The following is a 12,135-nucleotide window of genomic DNA, read 5'->3' as shown; positions in this document are numbered from 1 at the left end:
TGAAAAACGCCCGGCATCTGCCGGGCGTTGTGTTTTACTTGCCTGCTGCGATGCGCTCGCGAATATGCTGTGCGCGCGCTTCGGAAGCGGGGTGATCGTCGAACATGCTGCTCTGACGGCCGGCCTCCATTTTAGCCAGTTTTTCAAAGCTGGTGACCAGGCCGTTCGGGTCGATGCCGCGTTGTTTCAGCAGATCGAACGAATAGTCATCGGCTTCGCTTTCCTGTTTTTGGGAGAACTGAGCGTTAACCAGCTTCTCGCCCATATCCGCCAACTGTGACTGCGACAGCGAACCTATGATGCCGCCGGTCGAGGCCGCTGCGGTACGCAATGCCACGGTGCCGTAAGCGACCTGCATTGCTTTGCGGGTATGGCCCAGCGCCACGTGGCCCATTTCGTGGCCCAGCACGCCTTCCACTTCATTGTCGGTCATCATGTCCATCAGCCCGCTGTAAACGCGGATACAGCCGTTGGCCATTGCCCAGGCATTCACGTCTTTTGTGACGTAGACCTTATAGTTGGCCGGCGTGCCGTTGATATTATCTCCCAACGCCGCCGCGATTTTGTTCAGGCGTTTGGCATAGGTACTGTCGGCCGGCGCGATTTGTGCCTTGCTGTCCATCTCTGCGCAGGATTTATCACTCAGGATTTTTACGTCGTTATTGCTCAGCGTCGCGGCCTGGAACGCCTGCGCGCCAGACTGCATCAGGGTATCGGTGTTCAGGTTTTGACAGCCGCTTACCAAAGTGGCAATGCTTAATGCAATCAAAGAGGTACGGATCTTCATAAAGCCATTTTCCTGTGAGAGTAACAAGGGGGTCGTGTCATTTTAGTTTAGGGAAATCTTGCCGCTTGAGACTAGTGTACGCCGACAATCGGGAAAATAGTGTTATTCCGAAAAACCGACCAATTGTGCTAATAAGTTGTGAACTCGCTCTCATTTGGTATTAGGGATTGCCGTTTTAATGCGGAGTCTGAGAAAATAGAAAACTTGACTGATTTTTTAATCCGACCTGGAGTAAAACATGTCCTCTCGTAAAGAGCTTGCCAACGCCATCCGCGCACTCAGCATGGACGCCGTACAAAAAGCAAATTCCGGCCACCCGGGTGCACCTATGGGCATGGCGGACATCGCCGAAGTCCTGTGGCGTGACTACCTGAACCACAACCCGACCAACCCGCACTGGGCTGACCGTGACCGCTTCGTCCTCTCCAACGGCCATGGCTCCATGCTGATTTACAGCCTGCTGCACCTCACCGGCTACGACCTGCCGATGAGCGAGCTGGAAAACTTCCGCCAGCTGCACTCCAAAACCCCGGGTCACCCGGAATACGGCTACACCCCAGGCGTGGAAACCACTACCGGCCCACTGGGCCAGGGCATCGCCAACGCCGTCGGCTTCGCCATTGCCGAACGCACCCTGGCCGCGCAGTTCAACCGCCCGGGCCATGACGTGGTCGACCACCACACCTACGCCTTTATGGGCGACGGCTGCATGATGGAAGGCATCTCTCACGAAGTCTGTTCCCTGGCCGGTACCCTCAAGCTCGGCAAACTGACTGCGTTCTACGATGACAACGGCATCTCCATCGACGGTCACGTGGAAGGCTGGTTCACCGACAACACCGCCGAGCGCTTTGAAGCCTACGGCTGGCACGTGGTGCGTCACGTGGACGGCCACAACCCGGATGCCATCAAGGCCGCGATTGAAGAAGCCCGCAAGGTCACCGACAAGCCGTCCCTGCTGATGTGCAAAACCGTGATTGGTTTCGGCTCCCCGAACAAGGCCGGTACCCACGACGTGCACGGTGCTGCACTGGGCGCCGCCGAAGTGGCCGCCACCCGCGAAGCCCTGGGCTGGAAATATGCCGCCTTCGAAATCCCGCAGGACATCTATGCCCAGTGGGATGCCAAAGAAGCCGGCAAGGCGAAAGAAGCGGCCTGGAACGACAAGTTCGCCGCCTACGCCAAGGCCTTCCCGGAACTGGCTGCCGAGTTCAAACGCCGCATGAACGGTGAACTGCCGGCCAACTGGAAAGCCGACGCCAAAGCCTTCGTCGAGCAGCTGCAGGCCAACCCGGCCAACATCGCCAGCCGCAAGGCCTCGCAGAACGCGCTGGAAGCCTTCGGCAAGGTGCTGCCTGAGTTCCTCGGCGGCTCCGCTGACCTGGCGCCAAGCAACCTGACCATGTGGTCCGGCTCGAAAGCGCTGAACGTTGACCCGGCGGGTAACTACATCCACTACGGCGTGCGCGAGTTCGGCATGACCGCCATCACCAACGGCATCGCGCTGCACGGCGGCTTCCTGCCGTACTCCGCGACCTTCCTGATGTTCGTGGAATACGCCCGTAACGCGGTGCGCATGGCGGCGCTGATGAAAATCCGCAACGTGTTCGTTTATACCCACGACTCCATCGGTCTGGGCGAAGACGGCCCGACGCACCAGCCGGTTGAGCAGATTGCCAGCCTGCGCGTGACCCCGAACATGAGCACCTGGCGTCCGTGTGACCAGGTGGAATCGGCGATTGCCTGGCAGTACGGCATCGAGCGCAATGACGGCCCGACCACGCTGATTTTCTCGCGTCAGAACCTGACCCAGCAGCCGCGTACCGCGGAGCAGCTGGCCAACGTTTACCGCGGCGGCTACGTGCTGAAGGACTGTGCCGGTACGCCGGACGTCATCCTGATTGCCACCGGTTCGGAAGTGGGCATCACCGTGGAAGCGGCAGACAAGCTGAGCGCGGCGGGCACCAAGGTGCGCGTGGTCTCGATGCCGTCTACCGACGCCTTCGACAAGCAGGACGCGGCTTACCGTGAATCCGTGCTGCCGGCGGCGGTCACTGCCCGCGTGGCGGTGGAAGCGGGTATCGCGGACTACTGGTACAAGTACGTGGGCCTGAACGGCGCTATCGTGGGCATGACCACCTTTGGTGAGTCGGCACCGGCAGAGCAGCTGTTCAAAGAGTTCGGCTTCACCGTGGATAACGTGGTGGCCAAGGCGCAGGCACTGCTGAAATAAGGCATCTCGCGTCGCATTACCCCAGGCCCGGCACCTTGCCGGGCTTAGTCTAATGACAAACAGCCGAAAAACGTGGTTTTCGGCTGTTTGGGGTAAATCTGAAGACATAATCCTTTGTTTTTATTCGTCCCCAGATCGGAATTTTTAACTGCAAAGGACTTTGTCATCAATCTGAGCCCGGGCATCTTGCCGGGCTTTTTCTTGCCCAAAAATCGCCCAACCTCACAAAATACGAAGATAAAAAATCAACGGCGTTGCTTAAGAACACTTATTAACTATATGTTAATTTTTAGTTTATTAAATGTAACCAGGAGTTGATTATGTTAACAAGAATCGGCGCGTCGGTGGTGGCGATGGCGGTACTGGGTGCAGTGCCTGCTTACGCTGAGTTCCCTGCAGGCTATCCAGCCGACTATCAGAAAATTGTGGATGGCGCGAAGAAAGAGGGCAAGGTAGTGGTGTATTCCACCACGGATACCAAAGCCGCAGGACCGTTGATTCAGGGGTTCGAAGCGCTGTATCCGGGCGTTAAGGTCGAATACAACGACATGAACAGCACCGAGCTGTATAACCGCTATATCAGCGAACAGGCGGCGGGTGGCACCAGCGGTGACGTGGTGTGGAGTTCGTCGATGGATACCGCGCTGAAGCTGGCAACCGACTATGCGCAAGAATACGCCTCGCCGGAACAGGGCCAACTGCCCAAGTGGGCGGTCTGGAAAGAGAGAGCCTACGGCACCACCTATGAGCCGGTGGTCTTCATTTATAACAAACGGCTGATCCCGCAGGGGGATGTGCCGGACTCGCACGCTGCGCTGGCAAAGCTGATCGCCAGTCAAACCGACAAGTTTAAAAAGAAAGTCACGACCTATGACATTGAAAAATCAGGGTTGGGCTTCATGCTGTCGGTGCAGGACTTCAAGGCCGATCCGAACTATTTCGCTACGCTGGCTGACGTTGCCAAAGGCGGTCTGGCCGTGCAGTCGTCCACCGGTACCATGATGGAAAGGGTATCGTCCGGTGAAAACCTGATTGGTTTCAACATTCTGGGTTCCTACGCCGAAGCCCGCGCCAAAACTGACCCTTCTCTGGGCATCGCTTACCCGAAAGATTACACCCTGGTGCTGTCGCGCGTGTCCTTTATCAGCAAAGAGGCTGCCAACAGCAACGCGGCAAAACTTTGGCTTAACTACGTATTGTCGGAAAAGGGCCAGAGCATTCTCGCCAACCAGGCCGATATTCCCTCTATCCGTAATGACATTGAAGGCAAAAACGACATCGACGGCATGACCAAAATGCTTGGCAACGCGCTGAAGCCTATTCCGGTGGACGAAAGCCTGTTGGAGTACCTGCAGCCGGCCAAACGGCTGGACTACATCAAGCAATGGCGTACCGCCGCGGCAAAATAAATTAGGACAGGCTCCGGACGCGCGTCTGCCAGGGAGGCGCGCGCCCTTTGGTGGTCGATGTTTACAACCATTGGGATAGATTATGAATACATGGCGCAGAAAGTGGCAGAGCCTGCCGCGTGGCTTGGTGGTGGTGATAACCGCGCTGGTTATCTATGTTCCGCTGTCATTTATCGTGATTCAAAGTTTTCTCTCCGCACCTTTTTTTTCGCCCTCCAAGGTTTTTAGCCTTGAGGCGTTCGAGTTTATTTTTACCGATCCCGACTTTTACAAGGCGCTGAAAAGTGGCTTTATCCTGGCCTTTGGCTTAGTGGTGATCGCCATTCCGCTGGGAGGTATTCTGGCCTTTTTGATGGTCAGAACCGATTTGCCCGGTCGTCGGTTTATTGAACCGCTGATCCTGGTGCCGATCTTTGTCTCACCGATGGTGCTGGGCTTTGGCTACGTGGTGGCCGCCGGGCCGGTCGGCTTCTTCTCGCTATGGGCGGAATCGCTGCTGGGCTTTGTGCCCTGGAATATCTACTCGATGGCCAGCATTGTGGTCATTGCCGGATTAACCCACGTGCCGCACGCTTATCTTTATATTTCCTCGGCCTTGCGCAGCGTCGGCTCAGACGTGGAGGAGGCCGCTCGTACGGCAGGGGCTTCGCCCTTGCAGGTCATGACGGCCGTCAGTTTGCCGATGGTGCGCCCTTCGATTCTGTATGCTGGCGTATTGCTGTTCTTTCTCGGGCTGGAGGTGTTCGGCCTGATGCTGGTGCTGGGCGATCCCGAAGGGAACCTGGTGCTGGCGACCTACCTGTATCAACTGACCAACAAGCTGGGCACGCCGTCTTACCACCTGATGGCGGCAGTGGCGGTGGTGCTGATTTGCATCACCATTCCGCTGGTAATGTTGCAGCGCCGTCTGATGCGTACCGCCAACCGTTTCGTCACCGTCAAGGGCAAGGCGTCGCAGGCGCGGGCGCTGCCGCTGGGCAAATGGCGCTGGGTCGCCGGTGCGGTGGTGGTGTTTTGGCTGACGGTGACCATAGGTGTGCCACTGGTGGGCGTGGTGCTGCGTGCCTTTATTTCCAACTGGGGCGTGGGTGTTTCTATCTGGGACGAGCTGTCGCTCAATACCTTCCGCACCATCTGGCAGCAACCCAACCTGTTGCGAGCCATCGTCAACTCGATGGCGATAGGGGTGATCGGCGGTGCTCTGGCGGTAGTCTGTTATCTGTTCATCGGCATTGCCATGCACCGCAAACCCGACGGCGCTACCCGTTTTCTCGATTACAGCGTGCTGGTACCGCGTGCGGTGCCGGGTTTGCTGGCGGGGCTGGCGTTCCTGTGGGTGTTCCTGTTCCTGCCGATGTGGCTGGACAAGTCGCTGAAAGAGGGCTGGTTATCGGCCCTGCCGGTCGCCGAATGGCTGCGGGAAAACCTGATTGTCTGGCTACGTTCTTTGCGCAGCACCATCTTCAGCGTTTGGCTGGCGTATACCGTGGTGTGGATGGCCTACGGCCTGAGGTTGATCTCCTCGACGCTGTTGCAGGTCGGCCCTGAACTGGAAGAGGCTGCGCGCAGTGCCGGTGCGTCCCGTGGGCAGATCACTCGTCACGTGACTATTCCGCTGTCGCGCTACGGCCTGATCGGCTCGTGGTTGCTGATGTTCCTGATTTTCGAGCGAGAGTATTCCACCGGGGTTTACCTGTTGTCTCCAGGCACCGAAACCATAGGTTCGATGCTGGTTTCGCTGTGGGCGGCGGGCGCTATTGATATCGTGGCCGCGCTCTCCTTCATTAACATCCTGCTGGTGGTGCTGGGGCTGGGGATCGCCTTGCGCTTTGGAGTGAAATTACATGATTGAACTTTCGGTAGAGAACCTGCATTTGACCTACGGCGACAACCCGGTGCTGAAAGGCGTTTCGATGCAGCTCAAGCGCGGCGAGGTGGTTTCGCTGCTGGGGCCGTCGGGCAGCGGTAAAACGACGCTGTTGCGGGCGGTCGCCGGGCTGGAGAAGCCAACGCAGGGCAGCATTACCATTGGCAGCAATAAGGTGTATGACGGCACTGCGCGCAGCGAGATCCCGGCGGAGGAGCGCAACCTCGGGCTGGTATTCCAGTCCTATGCCCTGTGGCCGCATAAAACCGTGTTTGAGAACGTCGCCTATCCGCTGAAATTACGCAAAGTTTCCACGGCGGAAATTACCCAGCGGGTGCAAGGGGTGCTGGATCAACTGGGACTGGGACATCTGGGCAAACGCCATCCGCATCAGCTGTCCGGCGGCCAGCAGCAGCGCGTGGCGATTGGTCGGGCGTTGGTGTACAACCCGCCGGTGATCCTGCTGGATGAGCCGCTATCCAACCTGGATGCCAAGCTGCGCGAAGAGGCGCGGGTGTTTCTGCGTGAACTGATTATCAAGCTGGGGTTGTCGGCGCTGATGGTGACCCACGATCAGAACGAGGCGATGGCCATTTCCGATCGCATTTTGTTGCTCAACAACGGCAAGATCGAACAGCAGGGCACGCCACAGGAAATGTACGGCTCCCCCTCGACCCTGTTTACCGCCGAGTTTATGGGCAGCAATAACCGCCTGTTCGGCAAAATCACCGAGATGAGCGAGGGCAAGGCGCGCATCGAAGGGAAAGATTGGGCGCTGTGGGGCATGGCAGGCGCAGGGGTAAAGGTTGGCGATGAAGCCACGGCGGTGATCCGGGTAGAACGCGTGCGCCTGGGTGAGGATCCCCAGGGCAACCAACTGGAGTTGCCACTGCTGACCAGCATGTACCTGGGCGATCGTTGGGAATACCTGTTCCGCACCGTTGCTGAAGATTTCGTGGTGCGGGCTTATGGCACCGAAGTGCGCGGACAGACGCTTTGCCGGCTGTCCTTGCCGGCAGAGCACCTGTGGATTTTCCCCAAGGCCTGAGGTTAAAGCAGGGCGGCGATCGCCTGACCGACCTGCTGGGTGGTGGCATCGCCGTGCATGTCCGGGGTACGTGGCCCGCAGGCGATAACCTGTTCGATGGCGGCGAGAATACCGTCATGCGCCTGGCGATAGCGTGGTTCATCCTTACCGAGGAAGTCCAGCATCATGGCACCGGCCCAGATCATGGCGACAGGGTTGGCGATTTTTTTGCCGAAAATATCCGGTGCGGAACCGTGCACCGGCTCGAACAATGACGGAAAATTGCGCTCGGGGTTCAGGTTGGCCGAAGGCGCGATACCGATAGTGCCGGCGCAGGCCGGGCCAAGATCGGACAGGATGTCGCCGAACAGGTTGGAGGCTACCACCACGTCGAAACGTTCGGGTTGCAGCACGAAGCGCGCGCAAAGAATATCGATATGCTGTTTGTCCCAGCGAATGTCCGGATACTGCTGCGCCATGGCGGCTACACGTTCATCCCAATACGGCATGCTGATCGCCATTCCGTTGGATTTTGTGGCGGCGGTGAGCGTCTTGCGCGGGCGTTGTTGCGCCAGCTCAAAGGCGTATTTCAAAAGGCGGTCGACGCCGTGGCGGGTGAACACCGACTCCTGGATCACCATTTCGCGTTCTGTGCCTTCAAACATTCGGCCGCCGAGCGACGAGTACTCCCCTTCGGTATTTTCACGCACCACGTAAAAATCGATATCCCCCGGGTTCTTATTTGCCAGCGGGCAGGGCACGCCGGGGAACAAGCGCACCGGACGCAGGTTGACGTACTGATCGAAATCGCGACGGAATTTTAGCAATGAGCCCCACAGCGAGATATGGTCCGGCACCTTGTCCGGCCAGCCGACGGCACCAAAATAGACGGCGTCAAAGCCTTGTAGTTGCTCGAACCAATCGTCCGGCATCATCTGGCCGTGCTGAAGGTAATAATCGCAGCTGGCCCATTCGAAGGTTTCAAACTCCAGGGACAAATCCCAACGCGCGGCAGCAGCTTGCAACACCCGAATGCCTTCCGGCATCACTTCCTGGCCAATACCGTCTCCCGGTATGGCGGCGATTTTATAGCTTTTGCTCATAGGATCTCACTTGTGAAGAGGGGCGATTGACATCCCTTCCATCCTATAATTGACTAACTGTTAATCAATGCTGGAAACGGTGAAACATAAAACACGAATCATGAATAATCTACCTATCCTGAGTGACCTGCGGGTGTTTGTGTTGGTGGCGCGCCGCGCCGGTTTTGCCGCCGCCGCCGACGAGCTGGGCGTTTCACCGGCATTCATCAGCAAACGTATTGCGCTGTTGGAAAAGGCGCTGGACGTGTCGTTGCTGCACCGCACTACGCGCCGGGTGGCGATCACCGAAGATGGCGAGCGCATTTACGAGTGGGCACAACGCATTCTGAACGACGTCGATCAAATGATGGATGAGCTTTCCGACGCCCGTCAGGCACCGCAAGGTACGTTGCGTATTGTCAGCAGTTTCGGCTTCGGTCGGCGTTTTGTCGGCCCGGCACTGTCGGCGCTGGCGCTGGAATACCCGGCGCTTGAACTGCGGCTGGACGTTTCCGATCGGCTGGTGGATTTGGTCAGCGAAGGTTTTGACCTGGATATCCGCATCGGTGATGACATTGCCCCCAATCTGATTGCCCGCAAGCTGGCGCAGAACCAACGCATTTTGTGCGCGTCTCCGCAATACCTGCAGCGTTACGGCACACCGAAAACCTTGAGCGAGCTTTCCGGACGCGCATGTCTGGCAATTAAAGAGCGTGACCATCCTTTTGGGCTGTGGCGACTGCAGGGGCCGCAAGGGGAGGAGGCGGTGAAGGTGACCGGCGGGCTGTCATCCAACAACGGTGAAATTGTGCATCAATGGTGCCTGGACGGACAGGGCGTTGCGCTACGCTCTTTCTGGGACGTACGAGAGAGTATTGAAAATGGCTGGCTGGTGCATATCCTGCCGGACTACTACCAGCCGGCAGATATTTGGGCGGTGTACGTTTCACGCCTGGCGACCTCGGCGAAGGTGCGGGTGACCGTCGAATTTTTGCGCGATTATTTCCGCCAACACTATGGCGAAGCCTCGTTGTTGTCGGAATACCTGGCGCGTCGCTAGGGCAAGGAGGAGGCAAAAGTGTGCGCCAGATCATTTTATTCCCGCAAAGTGTCGATCAGTTGTCAGGCGAGCTGTCGCATCTGTTCCTTTTGGCAAAACTTTGGTTTATGCTCAGCTGAAGCGTTTCAGTTGTATCGGAATTCAACTGAAACGCCGGAGTGAAGGTGATGAACACGCGGCTGATGGAAGGAATAATGCGACGTGGCGATTCACAGCAGGCGGTGCGCTAAAGTACTCTATGCGAGTAAGCTTGATAACCTATCAGCGCTCTCTCAGATAGGGTGAGCATGCCCGGTGTGAGAAGGCCCTTTTTCAGGAGCAGCATGACAATCCGCATAGCGATAAACGGCTTTGGCCGCATAGGCCGCAGCGTTTTACGCGCACTGTATGAATCGGGACGAAGAGCGGAAATTTCCGTGGTGGCGATCAACGAATTGGCGAACGCCGAGGGGATGGCCCACCTGCTGAAATACGACTCCAGCCATGGCCGTTTTGCCTGGGATGTTCGCCAGGAATGCGACATGTTGACCGTCGGGGACGATACCATTCGTTTGCTGCATCAGCCGGCGGTGGAACAGCTTCCCTGGGGCGAGCTGGGCGTTGATGTGGTGCTGGACTGCAGCGGCGTGTACGGCAGTCGGGCGGATGGCGAGGCCCATCTGGCGGCGGGGGCGAAAAAAGTGTTGTTCGCTCACCCCGGCGGCAACGATCTGGACGCCACCATCGTGTTTGGCGTCAACCATCAGACGCTGCTGGCGGAACACCGCATCGTGTCCAATGCGTCATGCACCACCAACTGCATTATTCCGGTGATCAAACTGCTGGACGATGCCTACAGCATCGAGTCGGGCACGGTGACCACCATTCACTCCTCAATGAACGATCAGCCAGTGATAGACGCCTATCACCAGGATTTGCGGCGCACCCGCGCGGCGAGCCAGTCGATTATTCCGGTCGACACCAAGCTGGCCGCCGGTATTACCCGCGTTTTTCCGCAGTTTTGCGATCGTTTTGAAGCGATTTCCGTACGTGTACCAACCATCAACGTGACGGCCATCGATCTCAGCGTCAGCGTCAGTTCGGCGGTGAAAGTGGCAGAGGTCAACCAGCTGTTGCAAATGGCCGCACGGGGATCTTTTCGTGGTATAGTTGACTATACGGAACTACCATTAGTCTCGATCGATTTTAACCATGACCCGCACAGCGCTATCGTCGACGGTACGCAGACTCGGGTCAGCGGACAACACCTGATCAAGACCTTGGTCTGGTGTGATAATGAATGGGGCTTTGCCAACCGGATGTTGGATACAACACGGGCAATGGCCGCAAGCGGTTTCTAGTACGGCGGCATCGGCACTGGCCGGTGCGCCGCTCAGGCAACTTTATAGAGAATCAACCAAGAGGGTTCACCATGTCTGTAATTAACATGTCCGATCTGGATCTGGCAGGTAAACGCGTTCTGATCCGCTCCGATCTGAACGTTCCAGTGAAAGACGGTAAAGTGACTTCCGATGCACGTATCCGTGCCTCCCTGCCGACTATTGAAGCTGCGCTGAAACAAGGCGCCCGCGTGATGGTAACTTCCCACCTGGGTCGTCCTACCGAAGGCGAGTACAACGAAGAATTCTCCCTGCTGCCTGTTGTCAACTATCTGAAAGAACACCTGAAAAACCCGGTACGTCTGGCTAAAGACTACCTGGATGGCGTTGATGTTGCAGAAGGCGAGCTGGTCGTGCTGGAAAACGTCCGTTTCAACAAGGGCGAGAAAAAAGACGACGAAACCCTGTCCAAGAAATATGCGGCACTGTGTGACGTGTATGTGATGGACGCCTTCGGCACCGCACACCGTGCACAGGCTTCCACCCATGGCGTGGGCAAGTTCGCGCCTGTTGCCTGTGCCGGCCCGCTGCTGTCTGCAGAGCTGGAAGCGCTGGGTAAAGCGCTGGGCAACCCAGCCCGTCCGATGGTTGCCATCGTGGGTGGTTCTAAAGTTTCCACCAAACTGACCGTACTGGATTCCCTGTCCAAAATCGCCGATCAGCTGATCGTCGGTGGCGGCATCGCCAACACCTTCGTGGCGGCGCAGGGCAACAACGTGGGCCAGTCTCTGTACGAACCTGATCTGATCGACAACGCCAAGAAACTGCTGGAAACCTGCGACATTCCGGTTCCGACCGACGTGCGCGTGGCGACCGAGTTCTCTGAAACTGCGGTTGCGACCGTGAAGCAGGCGAACGAAATTCAGGACAACGAGCAAATTCTGGATATGGGCGACGTCTCAGCCGAGCGTCTGGCCGTTATCCTGAAGAACGCCAAAACCATTCTGTGGAATGGCCCGGTTGGCGTATTCGAGTTCCCTAACTTCCGTAAGGGCACCGAAATTGTCGCTCGCGCTATCGCAGACAGCGAAGCCTTCTCTATCGCAGGCGGCGGCGACACCCTGGCAGCAATCGACCTGTTCGGCATTGCTGACAAGATTTCCTACATCTCAACCGGCGGCGGCGCCTTCCTGGAATTCGTGGAAGGTAAAGCGTTACCGGCGGTCGTGATGCTGGAAGAGCGCGCTAAGCAGTAATTCAGACAACGGGAGGCGAAAGCCGCCCGTTTGTTTTATACCGCGCGGCATAATGCGGCGCGGCATGAAAAAATCGATTTACATCCATCTACGGC

The 12,135-nt window shown here is 57.5% G+C and carries 9 protein-coding genes; 7 read left to right on the top strand and 2 right to left on the bottom strand.

The genetic code is table 11. The features are described from left to right. Nucleotides 1-34: 34 nt before the first annotated feature. Nucleotides 35-787, bottom strand: coding sequence for a M48 family metallopeptidase (locus H0S68_RS20440; RefSeq protein ID WP_020828534.1), 753 nt, complete (start codon nt 785-787; stop codon nt 35-37). Between the two features lie 238 nt (nt 788-1,025). Between H0S68_RS20440 and tkt the strand changes: the two genes are divergently transcribed. From tkt to H0S68_RS20420, 4 genes are all read left to right on the top strand, one after another. Further along, nucleotides 1,026-3,020, top strand: coding sequence for a transketolase (gene tkt / locus H0S68_RS20435; protein WP_020828025.1), 1,995 nt, complete (start codon nt 1,026-1,028; stop codon nt 3,018-3,020). Nucleotides 3,021-3,373: 353 nt separating this feature from the next. After that, complete coding sequence (locus H0S68_RS20430; RefSeq protein WP_369982361.1) at nt 3,374-4,429, top strand: ABC transporter substrate-binding protein; 1,056 nt, start codon at nt 3,374-3,376, stop codon at nt 4,427-4,429. Between the two features lie 82 nt (nt 4,430-4,511). After that, on the top strand, nt 4,512-6,281 hold the full coding sequence (locus tag H0S68_RS20425) for an ABC transporter permease (protein ID WP_020828532.1): 1,770 nt from the start codon (nt 4,512-4,514) through the stop codon (nt 6,279-6,281). Then, the gene (locus H0S68_RS20420; protein WP_142814459.1) at nt 6,274-7,344 is read left to right on the top strand and encodes an ABC transporter ATP-binding protein; all 1,071 of its coding nucleotides are present in this window, start codon (nt 6,274-6,276) and stop codon (nt 7,342-7,344) included. Before H0S68_RS20425 ends, H0S68_RS20420 begins: the two co-directional genes overlap by 8 nt. A gap of 2 nt (nt 7,345-7,346) precedes the next feature. Here the strand turns inward: H0S68_RS20420 and H0S68_RS20415 are convergent, their stop codons facing one another. Beyond that, nucleotides 7,347-8,426: a tartrate dehydrogenase gene (locus tag H0S68_RS20415; RefSeq protein WP_410528994.1), complete on the bottom strand. Its 1,080-nt coding sequence runs from the start codon at nt 8,424-8,426 to the stop codon at nt 7,347-7,349. Nucleotides 8,427-8,505: 79 nt separating this feature from the next. Between H0S68_RS20415 and H0S68_RS20410 the strand changes: the two genes are divergently transcribed. The 3 genes from H0S68_RS20410 (at nt 8,506) to pgk (ending at nt 12,040) form a co-directional block, all read left to right on the top strand. Then, on the top strand, nt 8,506-9,465 hold the full coding sequence (locus tag H0S68_RS20410) for a LysR substrate-binding domain-containing protein (RefSeq protein WP_185959367.1): 960 nt from the start codon (nt 8,506-8,508) through the stop codon (nt 9,463-9,465). Nucleotides 9,466-9,788: 323 nt separating this feature from the next. Then, complete coding sequence (gene epd, locus H0S68_RS20405; RefSeq protein ID WP_020828524.1) at nt 9,789-10,805, top strand: erythrose-4-phosphate dehydrogenase; 1,017 nt, start codon at nt 9,789-9,791, stop codon at nt 10,803-10,805. 71 nt (nt 10,806-10,876) lie between these two features. Beyond that, a complete protein-coding gene (gene pgk, locus H0S68_RS20400; protein ID WP_020828523.1) occupies nt 10,877-12,040 on the top strand; it encodes a phosphoglycerate kinase in 1,164 nt (387 codons plus the stop codon). Nucleotides 12,041-12,135 lie beyond the last annotated feature (95 nt).

The sequence above is a fragment of the Serratia sp. AXJ-M genome (assembly GCF_046531865.1).
GTDB lineage: Bacteria > Pseudomonadota > Gammaproteobacteria > Enterobacterales > Enterobacteriaceae > Serratia > Serratia liquefaciens.
The sequence above is the reverse complement of the archived record's forward strand: the minus strand, read 5'-3'. Positions and strand labels throughout refer to the sequence as shown.